Origin of the sequence: Nostoc mirabile CHAB5784 (assembly GCF_020829645.1) — a bacterium.
Taxonomy (GTDB): Bacteria; Cyanobacteriota; Cyanobacteriia; order Cyanobacteriales; family Nostocaceae; genus Nostoc; species Nostoc mirabile.
The window spans coordinates 82,996-104,149 of record NZ_JAIVFS010000009.1; the positions used below are offsets into that span (position 1 = coordinate 82,996).

The window sequence follows — 21,154 nt, forward strand, 5'->3', positions numbered from 1 at the left end:
GCCCCTACGTGAAATAAGGGTTTCGGCTATTGTTTGCGTAAGTCCTGCCATAGATAGAGCCTCCTTCACAAGTTAATGCTTTATTTTCTATACTTAACAAAGCTTTTACCTAGTTTAACTATATTGGGTAAAAGCCTTATTTTGTCATAGGTAAAGCCAGGACTAAATTTTATTTACAACTCAATATTTTTTACACTAAATTCATGATTATAATTACAAAGCTCAGGATAAAAATAACTTTTTTTTTATAACATTGCTTCCAAAATAAAAATTAAAAAATAAATTATACCTACTATTTGGAGGATTTCTGGTTCTAAATTAAATGTGCATTTAGATACAAATAAATTGTTAAAATTGATTAGAAATCGTTTTCTGTTTGTTTTACCGTTGATTATATAGTTCTGGCTTTTCACGGCATCTGAAAAAGGTCACTTTGAAGGTTTCTCAAGCCCTGATTTTATCATTAGCAGGTAAAAGTCACAGAAAGTTAGAATAAAATGTCATTTATGGAACCTTCTGGAACTCTTGCTGGTTTAGACATTCTGGTAGTTGAGGATGATGATGATACTCGCTTCTTCATCACTACTGTGTTGCAAATGGATGGAGCAAAAGTTATAGCAGTGATATCAGCAGATGCGGCACGCAAAGTATTATCTGAATTGCAACCCGATGTTTTAATTTCTGATATCGGGTTACCTGGGGAGGATGGCTACGCTCTCATCCGCAAAATCCGTGCGCTTAAACCAAAGAATGGTGGACAAGTTCCGGCTATTGCTTTAACAGCCTTTGCTGATAGTGAGGATCGTATCCGTGCCTTGGAAGGTGGCTTTAACACTCATATATCTAAACCCATTGATCCTGAAGAACTAGTTGAGATAGTGGCTAGCTTAGTTGGTTCTTGTAATTGGTAATTATGAAGCGCTACTGTTCAATTACTTCCTCTTACCATTTTTCCCCATTCGTGCAACAACGCCATTTTAAGGCAGATATAGCGGTTCCCATTCAGATGCGGTACAACATTATATCGCCAGGTGTAGGGGCACGCTGCTCTGACTTTTCACGGTAAGTCCTCAAGCCCCAAAAAAACGTGACTTTTTCCACAGGCTAATTCTCAATAGCTTTAAGTTAATGAAAATAGCTAACGAAAAAATCAGGGCTTGGAAAACCCTCAAAATGGGCTTTTCCACATACCGTGAAAAGTCAGGCACGCTGCTGCCCATTGGTGTCAACTTAAGTCAGAAAGCTCATTCCACAGTCATTTTACCCCACACGCTATCCGGCTCCACTTGGGGAGACCCCAAGACCGCACTGGCTCCCCAAAATCTCCCCTCACCGGGAACGGGGAGGGGAGATTTTGTCGTTAGACAAAAGCGGGGTGGGGTGACGACGGCTTAATTAGTAATTGAGTGGACTTGATATAACGTCATTGCAAGGGTTTCACGTTAAGTTGACACGCATGGCTGCTGCCCTGTCCTTACTGATGTACCGCACATAAACGAGAACCGCTATATTTAATTTGGTATTTTTTAAGAGTTCTCTAGTTCAGTATTTTTGCTGAATCTCTTATGTCTCGATGCCATCGTCCATCTTCACCCAGTCCAGGAATTTCATTGATTCCTAAAGTTTTTCTCAAAGCTAAATACGATTTACCTTCTTCTGTAATTTGAAAATAGTTTTTTAAATCTCCTTCTCCATCTTGTTGAACTTTTTCAATTCCTTTGCCCACAAAATTATTAATAAATCCCATAGCTCGTAGATGCTTCAGTTCCATTGCTAAATTATCGTCAAATTTAAAGTTAAATTCTTCTGGGGAATTAAGCTTAATCAGATGCTTAAGTTCATTGCCATCAATCAGATATCTAACTAAAAATTGCAATGTTGCTGATTGTTGCTCCTGAAGTAAGTCAATCCGCTTTTGTTGTGTATTCAGTTCGGCGATTTGCTCATCTTGCAACTTATTGATATCATCCCTAACTTCTTGCTTGAGTCTCCTGAGCGCAATTCCCGTACCTGAAATTGAGATATCATCTATGTTATCTAGCAAACCTGAGTTAAACAGCAAAATCAAACTAAATATAATAACTTCCGTATTTCCAATTCTACGGTTTTCTTGAGGAACTGGGGTAGGAGTAAGTGCGATAAAGAGTAAATACAATAATCCTGTAATAGACGCTATCTTTAGAAACCACCAGTTCATATTTCGCTTAGGCTTTTCTTTGGGTAAGCTAGCGTTGGAGTCTGGCGGTGACAACGGCTGTTCTGACCTGCGCTCAGATTGGTTAAAAGCTAGTTTTTTGAGCGTTTCTAGCTCTTGATTCGCCATTTAGGTTCGCTGGTAGGATAAAGGACAGAAGATACTGATTCTGGATGCTGGATAGGCAAGCGCTGCCTTTGTAGAAGATGATGCAGCGCTACCCCCTGAACGGTTACCAATTTTAAACACCAGCAGGCTCCTCATTGAGCAATTCTTTTATCACTTCATCCACCGTTTTTTTCAGATAAACGGCTCGTTCATCTACTGCCCTTACCCAGTCAATAGGAAACCAGTGGTGTTGTCCATCAGGAGCATTATTCTTCGTCAATTTGATGTACTTGCCTCCCTCCACGGAGTCGATATTTGCAATATGCGTGTCAGATGCTCCTGATAAACCGCCTGGGCCTTCTGCATAAACTGGCAGATGTTCTTTAATTTGTGATACGTTCATTTTGTACCTCTTGATTGAATTGGTAAAAAGTCAAACCTAAATCCTACTGAGTAGTTTTGTTTGTAAGCAGATAGGTTTTTATTCAATTACACTAGAGGATACGCTGCATTCTTAATGATGTGCTTCATTCTAGAGATAGATGGTATTGTACCGAAATCAGTAATTTAATTTGGGTAAAAAGCTTTTAATACCATTTCGCTATGAGGATGCACTTAATAGATAGCTAGTATCGATTCGGAAGATTTTAACTGAATTAAACACCAATTTGTCAAATAATACATGGCGAGCCAGAAAAGGTTATAGCCAACTACGTAGAAAAGCAAGATATCAATTTACTGATTATGGGAGCCTACGGACACAGCCGCATTCGGCACTTAGTCATTGGCAGTACTACAGCCCAAATGCTACGCAGCAGCCACATCCCTGTCTTGCTCTTTAGGTAGGTTTTTGTCGAACACAATTACAAAAGTTATCAGCAATGTTTAAGATGACAAATTAACGGTAAAAATTATAGTCTAATAGCGATCTTGTTTGCCTCAATTTACTTAATTCGATTCCATCTTAAAAGCCTGGTTTATGCCTACTAAATAAGAAATGTTTTTATGCAATTATTTCTATCCAATGGTTTGAAGGTTTGTGAACAATTACTGCATTCTTAGATACAAATGAAATTATAAAGAAAACGAACAGTAGATGAATTGCTCAAAATACTACTAAAGAGCTAAGATGGATTCCTATAATTTAGGTAATATGTCGTTATTTGTTTTAATACTAATGTTCACATAAGACTTAATAGCTGGGAGATTTTCAATGAAAACTAGAAAGTTAGGCAAACAAGGATTGGAAGTTTCACAACTGGGACTTGGTTGTATGGGAATGTCTGAGTTTTACAGTGGTCGTGATGAATCTGAAGCGATCGCCACTATCCATCGTGCTTTGGATCTGGGAGTGAATTTTCTCGATACTGCTGATATGTATGGGCCTTTCACTAATGAGCAATTAGTAGGTAGAGCAATTAAGGATCGTCGAGAGCAAGTAGTATTAGCAACCAAGTTTGGCAATGTTCGTACCGAAGAAGGTGGTTGGAAAGGAGTTAATGGCAGCCCCGAATATGTCCAAACAGCTTGTGATGCTTCACTTAAACGCTTGGGAGTAGAAGTTATTGACCTGTACTATCAACATAGAGTTGATCCAAACGTGCCAATCGAAGATACTGTAGGGGCAATGGCTCAGTTAGTACAGGCTGGTAAAGTGCGCTATTTAGGGCTGTCGGAAGCTGCCCCAGCGACAATTAGACGGGCTGTGGCAGTTCATCCAATTACCGCGCTACAAACAGAGTATTCTTTGTGGAGCCGCGATCCAGAAGATGAAATTTTACCTACTATACGAGAACTAGGAATTGGTTTTGTTCCTTACAGTCCTCTTGGTCGTGGGTTTTTATCGGGAGCCATCACCCGTCCTGAAGACCTTGCAGCAGATGATTACCGGAGAAATAATCCCCGTTTTCAGGGCGATAATTTCTATAAAAACCTGCAATTAGTTGAAAAAGTCAAGGAAATCGCTGACCAAAAGCAAGTCACACCTAGCCAGCTTGCCTTGGCATGGCTACTAGCTCAAGGTGAAGATATTGTACCGATTCCTGGTACAAAGCGGCGCACTTATTTAGAAGACAACATCGCAGCAACTGAGATTGTTTTAACAACAGATGACCTCAGTCGGATTGAAGCAATAGCACCAAAGGGGATTACCGCAGGCGATCGCTACCCTGATATGAGTACTGTTAATCGCTGAGAAAGATCCAAAAAATAAAAGCTTTCTTCCGTTTCAAGGATATTATTGCCAAAACCCCGATATTTTGGCGCTTTCGCCCTTGACGCATACTCATGACTATAAGTCACGAGTATGCGGTTTGTAGAAATCAAATGCGAGATGCTAAAAATAGCACTTCCCAAACCGTACCGCTTGGTGATAAAAGAGCGCTAATTCCGATTAAACAACCACAAAATTGTTTTCAGTTAGTGTCAATCCACCAGATATTTGTGCAAATTGTACCTGAGTAAACCCAGACGCACTACCATCTTGGTCAAAGAACAATCCACCTGTAGCGCTGTCGTAGATAAATCGCTGAGTCTTAGTGGTTGCAGATGTTCCGATGGTAAACTGACTTGCTTGAAGTGAAGGTGTTGACAACCCGCCACCAAAGCCAGCAGCCGATACCTGAATCAATTCATTAGTCGCGTTCAAGTAATCAAGACGATCAATGCCTTCATTGAAATTATTGAAAGCAAAGGTAGTAGTACCAGATGCTGGCTCAAGTGGATAATAGACGCTGAGACTATCATTACCTTCGCCACCATAAAGGGTGCTATTACCTAAATAGCTAGCAATCAAACTATCGTCACCCTTACCCCCATCTATCGTATCATTGCCACCATAGCCCCCAGAGAGCGTATCGTTGCCATTGTTACCCACAATCAAGTCATTTTGTTGTGTACCTGAGATATCTAATCGTTCGATATTCTTGTAACTAACTCGATTCGTGCCCGCCGTAATTGAGCCAATGTTAGTAGTAGGATTGAATGTAGTTGTGATTCCTTCATCAGAACTGTAAGAGACGGACAATAAATCGTCACCCTTACCCCCATCTATCGTATCATTGCCACCATAGCCCCCAAAGAGCGTATCGTTACCCTTACCCCCATCTATGGTATCATTGCCACCAAAGCCCCCAGAGAGCGTATCGTTGCCATTGCTCCCTACAATCAAGTCATTGTAGTCTGTACCAGTGATATTTAATTGTTCAATATTCTTGTAACTAACTCCATTCGTGCCCGCCCTAATTGAGCTAATGTTAGTAGTAGAATTGAATGTAGTTGTGATTCCTTCATCAGAACTGTAAAAGACGGACAATAAATCGTTACCCTTACCCCCATCTATCGTATCATTGCCACCATAGCCCCCAAAGAGCGTATCGTTGCCATTGTTTCCCACAATCAAGTCATTGTAGTCAGTACCACTGATATTTAATTGTTCGATATTCTTGTAACTAATTCGATTCGTGCCCGCCGTAATTGAGCCACTGTTAGTAGTGGCATTGAATGTAGTTGTGATTCCTCCAGTAGCATAACTGTAATTGTAATCGGACAAGTAATTGACGGACAACAAATCGTCACCCTTACCCCCATCTATCGTATCATTGCCACCATAGCCCCCAAAGAGCGTATCGTTGCCATTGCTCCCCACAATCAAGTCATTGTAGTCTGTACCACTGATATTTAATCGTTCGATATTCTTGTAACTAACTCGATACATGTCCGCCGTAATTGAGCCACTGTTAGTAGTCGCATTGAAAGTTGAGGTGATTCTTTTGGGATCATAGGTGTAATAAGCGGACAAGAAATCATCACCTTTACCCCCATCTACTGTTTGAGTCACTAAAGAAGAGAGGGCTGGATATCGACCGCCTACAAAGGGGGAATCGTATGGGGTTCTTACATAGAAAGAGTCATTGCCATCGCCACCATTGAGTAGGTTATTGCCGAATGAAGTCCCAGCATCTAAGGTATCGTTACCAGTACCACCGTTGAGAGTGTTATTGCCTGTTGAAAAACTAGCATCTAAGCGATCATCACCAGCGTCACCGTTGAGGGTGTTACTACCAGAGGCATAAAGTATTCCAACATCCCTCTGAAAGCTGTAGAAGCCAGAAACGGAGAGAGAATCATTACCAGTGCCACCAGAGAGCAGATTATTGCCTGTTGAATAATAAGCAATCAAAATATCCTCACCAGCGTCACCAATGAGTGTATTATTGCCTATTGAAAAACTAGCATCTAAGCGATCATCACCAGTGCCACCGTTGAGGGTGTTACTGCCAGAAATCGGATTGCGAAAAGAAATTACGCCTGAGAGGTCGTCGGTGTAGTCACCATAGGCAAAGAGATAATCATTTCCATCGCCACCACACAGTAGATTATTGCTTTGTGAATAGTTAACATTCAAATTCTCATCCCCAGTACCGTCAACCAGAGAGTCATTCCCCACACCACCAATGAGCGTGTCATTCCCTATACTACCAATGAGCGTGTCTTTGCCCACACCACCTCTGAGCAAGTCGTTGCCAGTTTTGCCATCGAGGTAGTCATTACCGCCCTGACCATTAACCACATCATCTGAATCATCTAAACCGATAATGTTGTTATCGAGGTCATTAAGGAAGGTGACTGTATTTTTGATGCCCAGGCTAGTATCTGTGGAGTTGGCATCTAGGACATTAAAGCTGTCAGTAATGCTAGTTTGCCCGTTAAACAAAATATTGCCGATAGCTGGTCTTGCTCCAGAAGCTTTCAGGTTCTGCAAGTTTTCTAATTTGAAGTTTTGCAGGATGACTTTGGCACGACGTGCATCTAGAGCAAGAAATCGATCAGTTTCAAAGTTTTCAAATGCTTCAAAGGTGATTTCCAGATTGCTGCCGTTTTGGGTAAGCAGCAGATTTCGGGCGGTGAACAAGTCATTGTCCTCGAATTTTAGGGTGTCCACTTCGGCAATTACTGCTGCTGGGTTTATTCCTTTACCGACGCCACCGAAATCAGTGATAGTATCAGTGCCGTCCTGGTAGGGGGACCTCACGCTTTGCTTGTAAACAAACTGATCCTTACCACCGCCACCAGTCAGGGTGTCGTCACCCCCCTTACCTGTAATGGTATCGTTGCCTGCAAGACCATTAATCGTGTCAGCTAACTCGCTGCCCACTAGGGTATCATTACCGTTGGTTCCAATGATATTTGCCATAACTTTTACCTACCTAAATCGATTTTTTCAGCAACTTCAGTTCTCAACCTTGAGTTTAGTGCTGTTTTCGGGCATAAAAATTCGCCTCACTTTAACGTTTTCGGCATATTTTATATCTCAAGAGTGAAGAACAGTAATATTCATCAAAGATTCACCTTATGAAAAACCTTTTCGATAGCACTTCTCTAACTATCAAAGAAGAACAACTGTTTTAAGCGCTATACAAGTTCATGAGGACGTGCATTTAGTCAAACAAATAGTTTCAGGCTTTTTTCACTCATCTTTAATCAACCATGAAAGCTGAAAAAAGCTCGAAAAATCAAGATTGAATGTCTAAAATTCACATTTCATAGTTTGTTGTTTTGTCAATGGGTAATTACTACTACTGTGAAAATAGCGAAGAGTTTACTCTTGATAGGCAAAAATATTTTTATACCCTCGTTGTGAGCTATTGCCTGTGACTGTCTATCCTGAAAATAGAGAACATCGAAATCACTTTGTACTAACTATATACTACCGAATTTATGTAAATGTCTTTGTTTAAAGACACATCTTTGCATATTCTTCACATTATTCACCGTTCAATGTAAGTATAAGTACTTTTGTTTATGTATTGCTGAACGGTTACGCTTTTTGAGGCGATCGCTAATCCGAAATCAACAACAGCCATCTTTCAATTACGAACAACAAACCCTGTGGGAACTAAACTTTTAAGGATTGTGCAGCTTAATTAAACACACAGATTAGAGTAATATAACAACGGTGGTATCATTGCATCAAAATGATACCGTAATTTTGTCTAGATATAGAATTCTATCGCCCTGCCAACGGTAGATTATTTCTGAAAGGAGTTTGCTGCAATGGCCACAACACCTACTACTCGCCTGATTTTGGAGACTTTACTCCCCCATCTCAAAGTAGCAGCAGCCTATGCCCGTTTTCTTCAACCAAAAATTGCTGCACTTCCCGCCAAAGAACAAGGAAACAACTTTTTTAGTGCCGCACTTACTGATGCAGATGTGGCTATTCAAAATCTGGTAGAAGTAGTACTATTGGGCACTTTCCCAGAGATTCGCTTTTTTGGGGAAGAGTATGCAAGTTCTAACAATACTAAGTATTTTCGCGCTACCGAACTCGGCTCAGAAGGTGATTATTTAGTCACACTCGACCCGATTGATGGCACGAAGTTTTACATGGATGGACATTCTAATTACCAAATTATTCTCAGTATTCTAAATTCAGATGACTTTGAAGCAGTACTCGCTATTTCCCCTGCCCAAAATGTTTATTTTTACGCTCTCCGAGGCGAAGGTGCTTTTAAAGGGACGCTGGATATGAGCTTAGAAGCCTGTGCCCCGTTACACATAACATCCGCCAAACCTGCTATTTTGTTGGGATGGGGAATGAATGCGATCGCACATTTACTAAAAGATCGATATAAAGTAATCGATATAGCGACTGATTACTCTAGTGATATTGAAATTCCCAATCTCAATGGTATTTTCAGTGGCGACTTGAGTGGAGCAGTGATCAAATCGGGCAAATTTATTGATGGTGCTGCACTCGCTTTTATTGCCAGAGAAGCTGGCTGGATTGTAACTACTCTCGACGGTTCGACTTTACCGCCACTGCATACTTGTCAAAACTATAGCCTGCCTGGATTGATAGTAGCTGCCTCAAAATCTGTTCATCAAGACCTACTGAAAGCGATGCAAAGCCTACCTGTTTGAGGGTAAATAATTAGTTAATTATTTACCGAAATTAATGGGTTTAAAGCCCCGTCATAAAGGACGGCTTTCTAGATATGTGCTACAATCTTATCGTCAGCTATAACGATAAGATGATCATCTACGAATCCAAGCTAGAAGGAACAAAAGACCAGTACGAGCGGCTAAACAACGCCATTCGTACTGGTCTTTTTGTGCGAAATTCTATTATTCGGGCTTGGATAGATGGATTAATAAAAAGTCGCAATGATGCCTACAAATATTGCAAGGTCTTAGCCGATAATCCTGAATTTCCTTGGGCACGTTTGTTAAATTCTCAAGCGCGACAAGCGCACGCTGAAAGAGCGTGGGCAAGCATCGAGAGATTTTACCGCAACTGTGCTTCAAAGATTCAAGGAAGTAAGGGTTTTCCAAAGTTCAAGAAACAGCAAACTAAAGCCTCGGCAGAATATAAAATTTCGGGTTGGAAACTTTCAGATGACAGGCGTTATATAGAATTCACTGATGGATTCAAAGCTGGTTCATTTAAACTTTGGGGAACTAGAAACCTGCATTACTACCAGCTTGATCAGATTAAACGGGTCAAAGTTGTTAGACGACACGATGGCTATTACGCGCAGTTTTTAATTGACCACAAGCGGGAGGAAAATAAAGAATTAAGTGGGCGACAGATTGGGCTGGATGTCGGTTTAAATCATTTCTACACCGATAGCAATGGTTTCAAAATAGATAATCCGAGGTTTTTGAGAAAAGATGAACGTAAAATAAAACAGATGCAAAGACGTTTATCTAAAACTCAAAAACATAGTAAAAATAGAGCCAAAGCGAGAAACAAATTAGGTAGAGCGCATCTTAAGGTATCACGCAGACGTAACGATTGGGTTTGTAAATTGGCCCAGCGCGTCATCCAGTCTAACGATTTGGTAGCGATTGAAAACCTAAAAGTGCGTAACATGATTAAAAACCATTGTCTGGCTAAGTCAATATCTGATGCTGCTTGGGTTCGGTTTCGAGAATGGTTAGAGTATTTTGGAACTGTTTATGGAGTTCCGGTAATAACCGTGAACCCAAACTATACCTCCCAAAATTGCTCGAACTGTGGAGAAACTGTAGTCAAAACATTGAGTACCAGAACGCATAAATGTCTGCATTGTGGCTACGTTGCGGACAGAGATGAAAATGCAGCGTTGAACATCTTGAAATTAGCTCTGAAAGAATTAGTAAATACGGTGGGGCACACCGAAATTAACGTCTCTGGAGAGATTCCCCTCTGTTTGAACGTGGAAACGCAGTCAAGTAAGGGAACTCGAAGAAAGAGAAAAGCCTGAAAGTGATTTCAGGAATCCTCGTCCCTTTTAGGGCGAGGAGGATGTCAATAACTATCCTTAAATAAAATGAAAATTTGTATTGTTGGCGCGGGTGCGATTGGTGGATATTTAGGAGCGAAATTGGCACTGGCAGGTGAAGCCGTGACATTAATCGCTCGTGGTTCTCATTTGGAGGCAATTCAAAAAAATGGGCTGAAGTTGCTCATGGCAGACGGTTCTAGCCAAATTGTTACTCCGTTGGCAACTAGCGATATCCAGTCAGCAGGGCCACAAGATGTAGTAATTTTAACTGTCAAGGCTCACAGTGTTCCAGTGATCGCACCTTCTCTCCCTGCACTCTACAATCCTCATACGATGGTGGTAACAGCCCAAAATGGCGTTCCTTGGTGGTACTTTCGTAAGTATGGCGGTGAGTATGAAGGGACGCGGATTCAATCGGTTGACCTAGATGGGATTATTGAAGCTAGTATCGGTGCCCAACGCGCCATCGGTTGTGTTGTTTACCCAGCAACTGAGATAATTGAACCAGGTGTGATTAAGCATATTGAAGGCGATCGCTTTACTCTTGGTGAAATCGATGGCACTAAAACAGAACGCATCCAATTATTGGCACAGACTTTAAAACAGGCAGGATTCAAAGCACCAATCCGCAATCAAATTCGCACGGAAATTTGGATTAAGTTGTGGGGGAATGTGGCATTTAATCCCATCAGTGCCCTGACTGGTGCTACTCTAGAGGATATTTGTCGCTATCCCCTCACCCGTGAACTAGCGCGGCAAATGATGACAGAAACTCAAGCGATCGCGGAAAATTTGGGTATAAAGTTTGGCATCACTTTAGAACAGCGAATTAATGGGGCAGAAAATGTTGGTGCCCATAAAACCTCGATGCTACAAGATATTGAAGCCGGACGCGCTACGGAGATAGATGCTATTGTTGGCGCGGTGGCAGAATTAGGAAAACTTACTCAAATTCCCACACCTTATATTGATGCTATTTATGCCAGCGTCAAGCTGCTGGAGGCCACCAAAGTGAGAATTTAATAGTCCAGTCAGGAGCCTGATTTTGTATCGTGAACTCGGTTGAGAGCTTTTTTGGCTCCTTTCCTACGGGACGCTAACACGGACAAGTTCTGGAAGACTGGCAGATATATAGCGACGACTTATATCATGTCCGCATAATTAGTTATGATTCCCACAGTCATTGCACCCCACCCCGACAATCGTCGCTTTGTCTCCCCCCCTGCTTGCGAGGAGGGGATTAAGGGGAGCCAGTGCGGTCTTGGGGTCTCCCCAAGTGGAGCCGGATAGCGTGTGGGGTTCTTCGGGTTTAATAAGTAATCAAGCGGACATGATATTATTTGACCAAATGTCACTCGATTGATAATAGCAGGTTATTAGCATGATAAATATTGAGATATAATTTTTTGAGGCGCGATCGCATTTGTATTTTTAACCTTATGAGTCATCCTTCTTGCCTTACAATCCTGCTGATTGATGATTGCGTCGAAAATCGGCTGGAATTGTCTCACTTCTTACAGCAGGACAGCCTATATACCTATCGCATATTGGAGTTTGAGAAGGCAACGCAAGCCCTGGAATGGTGTCAACAGGAGATACCAGATATCATTTTGCTGGATTTTGTGTTGCCTAATGGGGATAGCCTGAAGTTTATTCAGCAATTTCGGGAATGCCATAGCAATACCCAAACTGCTGTGATTATGCTGACAGGACAAGGCGATGAAATTATCGCTGTCTGTGGGATGATAAAAAATGGTGTTCAGGATTATGTAGTTAAAGATAAACTCACGGCTGAAGTTCTTCAAGGCGCAATTCATCATGCCGTTGAACGGATGTATCTGACTCGAGAGTTAGAACAAAGTCGGGAACAACAACAACTGATTGCCGCGATCGCCTTACGGATTCGTCAGTCTTTTAAAGTAGAAGAAATTCTGCGTGCCACAGTAACAGAAGCGCGGCAGTTTCTCAAAGCAGACCGAGTAGTTGTCTATCAATTTCAGCCAGATATGAGCGACAGCATTGTGGCGGAGTCAGTGCTTCCTGGTTGGACGGTAGCTTTGGGGAGGCAGATTCGGGACACCTACCTTCAACAGGGAGCCGGGAGGGATTATCGCCAGGGAAAAAAACGGGCGATGAATGACATTTATCAGGCTGGCTTAACGAATTGTCATTTGCATCTTTTAGAACAATTTGAAGTTAAAGCTAATCTGGTAGTACCTATTTTGGTCAAAGAGCAATTGTGGGGATTATTAATTGCTCACCAATGTAGTGCATCTCGTCACTGGCAATCGTTGGAATTGGATTTGTTAGATCAACTAGCGGTGCAAATAGCGATCGCTATTCAACAAACGAGTGCATATCAGCAAGCACAGGCAGAACGCCAACGCACAGAAGCAGCCCTAAAAGCCAGCGAAGAGAAACTCAAACTCACCCTAAATTTTGCTGCTATTGGCTATTGGGAATGGAACCCAATCACCAATCAAATATTTACCGAGAATGCAATTCACTGTCTTTGTTCTGAGCCGAGTGGTGCAAACCTAACTTATGAACAATGGCTCAATCAGGTATATCCAGAGGATCGGGAATGGGTTGAGCAGAAATTTAGGCAGGCGATCACAACACAGACTGATTATGCTGTGGAATACCGGGTTACCTGGCAAGATGGCAGCATTCACTGGGTATCGCTAAAAGGACGGGGACTTTATGACGAAACCGGACAACTGCTGCGGATGCTGGGCGTGCTAATTGACATCACAGAACGCAAGCTCTCAGAAGAGGAGCGGCGGCACGCAGAGATACCGCAAATTGAATTACATCTTATGGAGCAGATTCTGGAAGTAGTCCTAGCAGGTTACTGGGATTGGGATATTCCAGGCAATCACGAGTACTTGAGCTTAACCTTCAAACAGATGTTCGGCTATGAAGATCATGAGTTGCCAAATACACCAGAGAGCTGGCAACGCCTGATTTTTCCAGAGGATTTACCAGGTGTTCTGGAAATTTTCGAGCAACATGTCCAAAGTCGTGGAAAAATTCCCTATTACAATGAAGTGAGATATCGGCATAAGGATGGTTCTACCGTTTGGGTCATTTGTTCCGGTTGTGTCATTGCGTGGGATCAAGACGGCAATCCCCTTCGCATGATTGGTTGCCATATTGACATAACAAAACGCAAACAAGTAGAAGAAGCCCTCAAAGAGAGCGAACAACGTTATGCAACATTGACAAAAGCGGCTCCTGTGGCTATTTTCCGGCTTGACAATGCTGGTAACTGTATTTACGTTAACGATCGCTGGAGCGATCTCACGGGTAGACCAACACAGGCAGCATTGGGGATGGGGTGGGCAGAAGCAATATACCTAGAAGACCGCGATCGCATCCTCAGAGAATGGTATGAGGTGCAATTAGAGCAAACAGAACTTTTTTACAACGAGGGTAGGCATCTGCGCCCAGATGGTAGTATCAACTGGTTTCACTGCTATGTGTTACCTGAAACTAACACCAGTGGAGCTATTATCGGCTATATCGGTACACTAACGGATATCAGTAATCGCAAACAAGCCGAACAAGAACTCATCCACAACAGAGATTTGCGAGAAGCAATTTTTAACGAATCTGCCGATGCCATCTTTCTGGTTGATCCGCAAACACTGCTCACCTTGGATTGCAATCGGCAGTCGGTAGAACTGTTTGAGGCGGCTGACAAAACTGAATTGATCAATATTCATGGGCAGACGCTCCAACGCTATCCATTCACTGCCAGCGAAACGGATGCGATCGTAAGAGATATGCAGTCAAAAGGTGTTTGGAGCCGAGAGATTGAATATGTTACTCTTCAGGGTAAGATTTTTTGGGGAAACATTGCAGTTAAACCGATTACTGTAGCCGGACGTACTATAAATTTAGTGCGGATCACTGATATCAGCGAACAGCAAGCTGCGCTACGCGATCGTAAACTTGCCGAAGCACAACTGCGGCAGACGAATCAGCAACTTGCTAACACCAACGTGGAACTTGCCCGCGCTACTCGCCTCAAAGACGAATTTCTCGCAAACATGAGCCATGAACTGCGAACACCTCTCAATGCTATTTTGGGGATGTCAGAGGGCTTACAGGAAAGTGTATTTGGCTCCATTAATGAAAGACAAGCAAAAGCGATCGCTACTATTGAGGGCAGTGGCAGACATTTGCTAGAACTAATCAACGACATTTTAGACTTGTCTAAAATCGAATCTGGCAAACTGGAACTGCAATTGAGCGATGTTTCTGTCAGGAGCCTCTGTGATGCTAGCCTTGCCTTTGTCAAACAGATGGCTTTGAAAAAAAATATTCATCTTAGTATTCATATTTCTGAAAATATTGACAGCATCCAAGTAGACGATCGCCGCCTGTCTCAAGTACTAATCAACCTACTGAGTAACGCTGTCAAGTTCACGCCAGAAGGGGGATCTGTAACGCTAGAAGTCCGGCTGGAAGAAGCAGGGGAGCAGGGGAGCAGGGGAGCAGAGGGAGCAGGGGGAGCAGGGGGAGCAGGGGGAGCAGGGGAAGTAAATTCTGCCTTGTCTTCCTTATCTTCCCGAAACCTCTGTTTCCATGTCACTGACACCGGCATTGGTATCGCTGCTGAAGAAATTGGTAAGCTGTTTCAGCCCTTCATTCAGCTTGACAGCAGCCTTAACCGCCAGTACAGTGGCACTGGTCTAGGTTTGGTACTTGTACAAAAGATTGTTACCCTACATGGAGGAACAGTCTCACTTAGCAGTAAAGTTGAAGAAGGAAGTTGTTTTACCGTCCGCATTCCCTACCATAGCAGCAATAATCTGTTAACAAGGCAAGTAACTGCTTCATTGCCCAGCTATAGTTTAACTGCTGAGAATGCTCAAGTTTTGATTGTGGAAGATTCTGTTGCGGCGGCTGACCAAATTACTCGCTACTTCAGCGAAATGGGAATGCAACCCATCATTTATCCCAAAGGTGAAGGAGCTGTAGAAGAAGTGCTGCGCCTTCAGCCTGCTCTAGTTATCCTGGATCTGCAACTACCGAATCTATCGGGTTGGGACGTGCTAAATCAACTCAAGAGCAACCCAAAAACCAAAGATATTCCAGTAATCATTATTTCAGTCGTGGATGAGCGTAGCAAAGGACTGGCTCAGGGAGCGTTTGAATATCTGATCAAACCCATTACCCGCGCTCAACTTCAAGCAACTATAAATAAACTACAACATTCTGCCCATTCCGAGTCGCCAAATTTGGTATTACCAAAAGCCGCTCTGAAACCACCTTTGATTTTGCTGGCAGAAGATAATCAAGCAAATATTGATACCATGTCCGGTTATCTTGAAGGTCGAGGCTATCATCTCATTTTGGCAAACAATGGACAACAAGCTATCGACCTTGTTAAAGTTCAACGCCCCGACTTAATTGTGATGGACATTCAAATGCCGGAAATGGATGGGTTGGAAGCAATGCGCCGCATCCGTGATGAGCGGCAATTTGTGGATATTCCGATGATTGCACTAACGGCGTTAGCCATGCCAGGCGATCGCGAAACTTGTTTAGCGGCCGGAGCTAATGAATATTTGACTAAACCCGTAAAACTTAAACAGCTTGTAGCCAGAATTCAACAACTTTTAGGAAAGTAGCGGAAATTCTCGATGCATAGTCAACCCTCTATTTTAGTGATCGATGATGAACCCGATAACTTTGATGTTGTTGAAACCTTGCTGGATGGTGAAAACTACCAGCTATACTACGCTCTTAGTGGTCAACAAGCTCTAAATCGCCTCAAAAGTTTTCAACCCGATCTGATTTTGCTCGATGTAATGATGCCTCATCTAGATGGGATGGAAGTCTGCCAGCGCATCAAAGCCGATCCACAATGGCAAGCGGTTCCGATTATTATGGTGACTGCATTAACCGCTAAAGAAGATTTGGCTAGATGTCTGGCGATGGGTGCAGATGACTTCATTAGTAAACCCATCAATGGTGTGGAATTACGAGCCAGAGTTCATTCCATGTTACGGATTAAGCAGCAGTATGACAGTATGCAAGTATTGATGAAACTGCGAGAAGACATGGTAAATATGATTGTGCATGATCTGCGAAATCCACTTACCAGTATTGTCTTAGGGACAGAAATTCTTCGGTTACCAGGTTTGTCACCTGAACAGCAGCAAGGAAAAGTTGATCAAATTTTCCTGGCTGCACAACAACTACAATCGTTGATTGATAGCTTGCTGATCATGGCAAAGCTGGAATCTGAGAAAATGGTTCTCAACTACACAGAAGTAGATATTTGTGCGCTGTGTATGTCAGCTGTAGAAGATATTAAGGCGATCGCTACCCAAAAAAACCTGACCCTGATATGTGAATTACCCGAACCTGGTAGCATTATTGCAGTAGATGCAGTTATCTTTCGTCGAGTGCTGGATAATTTGCTCTCCAATGCCATTAAGTTCTCACCGTCTAATTCTCAAGTAACTCTACGGGGAGAATATTTGGCAGGAGGAGGTGTGAAAGTGCAAGTCGTTGATTTCGGTTCCGGAGTCCGTCAAGACTTACGACAAATGATTTTCGAGAAGTATGAAATTGGAACTCGGATGCCAGATGTTTCGCAAATTGGTTTAGGATTAGCTTTCTGCAAAATGGCGATCGAGGCACATTGCGGTACGATTACCATTGAAGATAATCATCCACATGGTAGTATCTTTACTGTATTACTAAAAAATAAATAATACTTAAATAATTCGTAATTCGTAATTCGTAATTCGTAAATTTTGTTTTGTAATGGGGATTTAACCCCAACACAAAACAAAATTTTTATTGAACCGGGGGACTTAAACCCACGGACAGGAGTTAAACTCTAGTAGGTTGTCGGCGAAATTGTAGAAGTATTTGCCAGCAAAACCTGCAAACTTCTCAAATTTAATGCTAAAAAACGTAGATTAAATAACTTGTAATTCTGAGTGTAGTTTGGGTTTGGCAGTATAGTTGCACAGTGGCAAAAAATGATTGAATAAAATCCAATACAGTTCAATTAAGCAATTTTTTCCTTCTCTTTCTTCTCTTTCTTCTCTCTCTGTGTCGCGCCAGTTGCGTCTCCCCTTGGGAGAAGCAACTGGCGCGAACAAGTCGGGGAACCGCAAGGGCGCACTGGCTTCTCTGCGCCTCTGTGGTTCGTTAAAAAAACAACTTTGACAAAGAGTGCTAGCCTTAACCCAAGCGTATTGGAATAAAATTTCCATTTTTTATTTAAAATGTTTTGGATGTATTCTTTCTTTTAAGAAATTCTCTATCGCTTTGCCTACAAAAAACCTTTAAAATTAGAATTTTACCTTGCTGCATGGCACAGGTATTATCTGCTCGATTGATGTGAAAGTTTCAGGTGCGGAATGCAAATTTTATAATTATCAAGTTTATGAAAAAAAAAGTATGGCTATTAACGATACTGGTTGTAGCAGTAATCAGTATCATCACAGGACATAGTAATTCTCTAAAAGCTACCTCATCTTTAGATAAAGACACGCTGACGATGATTACTTCCCCAGATTATCCCCCTTATGAGTTTTATGATACTAAAGGAGGCGATCGCCAAATCATTGGCTTTGATATAGATATTGCCAAGACCCTTGCTCAAAAACTAGGGTTTAAACTTCAGATAATGGAATCCGATTTTAATGGATTAATTCCTGCACTCCAAGCAAATCGCGCTGACTTTGTAATGGCTGGGATGACTCCGACTCCAGAAAGGCAGAAAAATATTGACTTTTCAATTATTTATTACGAAGCCAAAGATACGATTGTCGCTCCTAAAGGTAGCAACCTGAAGCAGCCCCAAGACTTATCAGGGAAAAAAGTTGGTGTACAACTAGGAACGATACAAGAACAAAATGCTGAGAAAATTGCTCAAAAAGTTGCAGGTATTCAGTTAAAGCAACTCAACAGAGTGCCGGAAGTAGTTCAGGAAATCAAATCTGGGCGAATTGATGCAGCAATTGTTGAGGATACCGTCGCTAAAGGATTCGCCCAAGCTAACCCAGATTTAGAATTTAATATTATTCCCTCAGAGGAAGCAAGTGGATCAGCGATCGCTTTTTCTAAAGGTTCTTCCTTAGTAGAACCGTTTAACAAAGTCCTTCAACAAATGAAGGACAATGGCACATTGGCTAAACTAGTAACCAAGTGGTTTTCAGAGAATACCACCGCCAATCCTGCATCTTCAACTCCTGCCAAAGGCGGATTAAATCTCGATTTCACCAGAATTCTTCCAGATATTCCCTTTATTCTTCGGGGAATCCCTTTAACTTTGTTGTTTACGCTATTATCTGTATCCTTGGGGTTAATCTGGGGAACAATACTGTCTCTATTAAAAATTCTCGGCATCAAACCGCTTACCTGGGTTGCTAACGCCTACACCTCTGTTTTCCGAGGCACACCTTTGCTATTACAGTTGGCGTTGGTTTACTACGCAACACCCCAGCTTACAGGCTATGACATTTCAGCATTGCAGGCTGGGGTGCTAACTTTTACCCTAAATTCTGGCGCTTATATGTCGGAAACCATCAGAGGTGGGATTCAAGCGGTGGATAAAGGGCAAAGTGAAGCGGCGATGTCTATGGGTGTTCCCTATTGGTTGATGATGTGGGATGTGATTTTGCCCCAAGCATTGAAGAACATTCTCCCAGCATTGGTGAATGAAACTATCGGATTGCTCAAAGATTCCGCGCTGGTATCAACCATTGGGGTGGTGGAAATATTACGCAGCGCCCAAATCGTTGGTGCAAACAAGTATATTTATTTTGAACCACTGCTATTTGCAGGGTTAATCTACTATGTTTTAGTAATGGGTATGACCTTGGGTGCATCTGCTTTAGAAAGGAGGTTACGGGAAAGTGAATAATGTAGTAATTCGCACAGAATTCTTATGTAAATCCTTTGGCAAACTCGACGTACTCAAAGACATTTCCACTGAGTTTTACCAGGGAGAAGTGGTTGCCATACTAGGCCCTTCTGGTTCAGGTAAGTCTACCTTTCTGCGATGCATAAACTTACTAGAACAACCCACCAGAGGAAGAATCTACTTTCACGAGCAAGAAATTACCAAGCCCAAGGCAAACATTGCTAAGGTGCGCCAGCATTTGGTGATGGTATTTCAACATTTTAATTTGTTTCCCCACATGAGTGTGCTGGAAAATGTCACCTACGCGCCTATAAAGGTGAAAGGAATAAACAAGCAAAAAGCACAAGCACATGGCTTAGAATTGCTTGCTAAGGTAGGTTTAGAGCCAAAAGCCAATGTCTATCCATCCAAACTATCTGGGGGACAGAAACAGCGAGTAGCGATCGCTCGTGCATTAGCAATGGAACCAGAGATGATTTTATTTGATGAACCCACCTCTGCGCTAGATCCAGAAATGGTTAAGGATGTGCTGGAAGTGATGAAAGCTTTAGCATTATCTGGAATGACAATGGCGATCGTTACCCATGAAATGGGCTTTGCAAGAGAAGTTGCCAATCGGATTATGTTCCTCGACCAGGGAAGTTTAGCAGAAGATGCTACTCCTGGCGAGTTTTTCCAAAATCCTCAGTGCGATCGCGCTAAACAGTTCTTGGAAAAAATGCTTTAGAACATCAGGAATTTGCCGCTTTTTTTGTATTCTTGAAACTTTTCCAAAACAGGACGATCGTTTGGCATTAACGTAGGTAAGTCTGCCAAATCAAAAAATTCTAGCGCCAGCGATTCTCCATCTAGGCAAGCGAGGCTGCCTTCCCATTCAACGGCTCGCAAAATTAAAATGAAGTTTTGGACGCGATCGCCGTTAGGATAAGTTACAGCTTCAAAGGCTGGGTTAGAAGAAAACCCCACAGCTGCAAAACGCTTAACCGTTAAACCAGTTTCTTCAAAAACCTCTCGTGCTGAACATTGTTCGGCAGATTCACCTACTTCTGGACAGCCACCAGGTAGCCCCCAAAGTTTAAAATCACTTCGCTTTTGCAATAAAACGCGCCCTAAATTATCCTCGATAATCACGCGTGCGCCAAACATCAGAAGTAGGCGATCGCCTACAACTTGTCGTAACTTACCGAGATAAGAATCTGACCAATTCGCCATAATCTTCCATAATCTTAGAGAAAGTTTGTAAAGAAAATCTAAAGGTAGCTGGAGGCGACTAAACAAAGAAGTCTATTAGTAAGTATCTGCTAGGAAAAATTGCAAAACTTCTTAAAGAAGCTCAAACTTTGTTCAAAGCTATAGATTCAGAATAAGCGAAAATTTTGAAAAAGTACCGTCTACCTAAAGATCCAGAATAAGCAATAATGCTTGCGACTTCAACTTACAACTTATTAACTAGTGGTGGAAGTCGGAAGTCAGAAGTTGGAAGTCGAGCGAGAAATGCTGCGTTGAGTAAGGGACTTCCAAGAAATAAATTACCCAAATAAACGAACCACAGAGACACAGAGAAGCCAGTGCGCCCTTGCGGTTAAGAGACTTGAAGCAACTGGCGCGACACAGAGGAATGAGGAGGAGAGAGCTTTTTCGTTAATTTTTGAGTATTTTTTTATTTGGAAGTCCCTAATCCAT

General features: G+C 42.2%; 16 protein-coding genes. 11 read left to right on the forward strand and 5 right to left on the reverse strand.

Translation table 11 applies throughout. From position 1 onward, the window contains the following. The first annotated feature begins 506 nt into the window (after nt 1-506). Both LC653_RS08995 and LC653_RS09000 read left to right on the forward strand, forming a co-directional pair. Nucleotides 507-911 (forward strand): response regulator, encoded by a 405-nt coding sequence (locus tag LC653_RS08995; RefSeq protein WP_229494160.1) that lies wholly within the window; start codon nt 507-509, stop codon nt 909-911. A 217-nt stretch (nt 912-1,128) separates the two neighbouring features. Next, nucleotides 1,129-1,395: a hypothetical protein gene (locus LC653_RS09000; protein WP_229494161.1), complete on the forward strand. Its 267-nt coding sequence runs from the start codon at nt 1,129-1,131 to the stop codon at nt 1,393-1,395. 142 nt (nt 1,396-1,537) lie between these two features. Here the strand turns inward: LC653_RS09000 and LC653_RS09005 are convergent, their stop codons facing one another. Continuing rightward, nucleotides 1,538-2,323: a hypothetical protein gene (locus LC653_RS09005; RefSeq protein WP_229494162.1), complete on the reverse strand. Its 786-nt coding sequence runs from the start codon at nt 2,321-2,323 to the stop codon at nt 1,538-1,540. 112 nt (nt 2,324-2,435) lie between these two features. Further along, nucleotides 2,436-2,705 (reverse strand): DUF2171 domain-containing protein, encoded by a 270-nt coding sequence (locus LC653_RS09010; protein ID WP_229494163.1) that lies wholly within the window; start codon nt 2,703-2,705, stop codon nt 2,436-2,438. 275 nt (nt 2,706-2,980) lie between these two features. On the opposite strand from LC653_RS09010, the gene LC653_RS09015 reads away from it, so the two are divergent. Beyond that, nucleotides 2,981-3,148, forward strand: a complete 168-nt coding sequence (locus tag LC653_RS09015) for a universal stress protein (RefSeq protein WP_308189058.1) — start codon at nt 2,981-2,983, stop codon at nt 3,146-3,148. A gap of 367 nt (nt 3,149-3,515) precedes the next feature. Next, nucleotides 3,516-4,496 (forward strand): aldo/keto reductase, encoded by a 981-nt coding sequence (locus LC653_RS09020; protein WP_229494164.1) that lies wholly within the window; start codon nt 3,516-3,518, stop codon nt 4,494-4,496. Nucleotides 4,497-4,694: 198 nt separating this feature from the next. Here the strand turns inward: LC653_RS09020 and LC653_RS09025 are convergent, their stop codons facing one another. Then, entirely contained in the window at nt 4,695-7,496 is a 2,802-nt protein-coding gene (locus tag LC653_RS09025) for a calcium-binding protein (RefSeq protein ID WP_229494165.1), read from the reverse strand. Nucleotides 7,497-8,356: 860 nt separating this feature from the next. Here LC653_RS09025 and LC653_RS09030 point away from each other — a divergent pair. From LC653_RS09030 to LC653_RS09050, 5 genes are all read left to right on the forward strand, one after another. Continuing rightward, nucleotides 8,357-9,226 carry an inositol monophosphatase family protein gene (locus LC653_RS09030; RefSeq protein ID WP_229494166.1) on the forward strand — a complete coding sequence of 290 codons (870 nt, stop codon included), beginning with the start codon at nt 8,357-8,359 and terminating at the stop codon, nt 9,224-9,226. A gap of 110 nt (nt 9,227-9,336) precedes the next feature. After that, nucleotides 9,337-10,551 (forward strand): RNA-guided endonuclease InsQ/TnpB family protein, encoded by a 1,215-nt coding sequence (locus LC653_RS09035; protein WP_229494218.1) that lies wholly within the window; start codon nt 9,337-9,339, stop codon nt 10,549-10,551. Nucleotides 10,552-10,617: 66 nt separating this feature from the next. Beyond that, the gene (locus LC653_RS09040) at nt 10,618-11,595 is read left to right on the forward strand and encodes a 2-dehydropantoate 2-reductase (RefSeq protein ID WP_229494167.1); all 978 of its coding nucleotides are present in this window, start codon (nt 10,618-10,620) and stop codon (nt 11,593-11,595) included. A gap of 416 nt (nt 11,596-12,011) precedes the next feature. Continuing rightward, nucleotides 12,012-16,214: a response regulator gene (locus LC653_RS09045; protein WP_229494168.1), complete on the forward strand. Its 4,203-nt coding sequence runs from the start codon at nt 12,012-12,014 to the stop codon at nt 16,212-16,214. A 12-nt stretch (nt 16,215-16,226) separates the two neighbouring features. After that, nucleotides 16,227-17,306 (forward strand): hybrid sensor histidine kinase/response regulator, encoded by a 1,080-nt coding sequence (locus LC653_RS09050; RefSeq protein ID WP_229494169.1) that lies wholly within the window; start codon nt 16,227-16,229, stop codon nt 17,304-17,306. Between the two features lie 210 nt (nt 17,307-17,516). Here LC653_RS09050 and LC653_RS09055 read toward each other — a convergent pair whose 3' ends face one another. Beyond that, on the reverse strand, nt 17,517-17,816 hold the full coding sequence (locus LC653_RS09055) for a hypothetical protein (RefSeq protein ID WP_229494170.1): 300 nt from the start codon (nt 17,814-17,816) through the stop codon (nt 17,517-17,519). A gap of 173 nt (nt 17,817-17,989) precedes the next feature. Here LC653_RS09055 and LC653_RS09060 point away from each other — a divergent pair, with 173 nt between their 5' ends. Then, nucleotides 17,990-19,471, forward strand: coding sequence for an ABC transporter permease subunit (locus LC653_RS09060; protein ID WP_229494171.1), 1,482 nt, complete (start codon nt 17,990-17,992; stop codon nt 19,469-19,471). Continuing rightward, nucleotides 19,464-20,198 (forward strand): amino acid ABC transporter ATP-binding protein, encoded by a 735-nt coding sequence (locus LC653_RS09065; protein WP_229494172.1) that lies wholly within the window; start codon nt 19,464-19,466, stop codon nt 20,196-20,198. The genes LC653_RS09060 and LC653_RS09065 overlap by 8 nt, the downstream gene beginning before the upstream one ends. Here the strand turns inward: LC653_RS09065 and LC653_RS09070 are convergent. Further along, nucleotides 20,195-20,683, reverse strand: coding sequence for an NUDIX hydrolase (locus tag LC653_RS09070; protein WP_229494173.1), 489 nt, complete (start codon nt 20,681-20,683; stop codon nt 20,195-20,197). The two genes, LC653_RS09065 and LC653_RS09070, sit on opposite strands and share 4 nt — an antisense overlap. Nucleotides 20,684-21,154 lie beyond the last annotated feature (471 nt).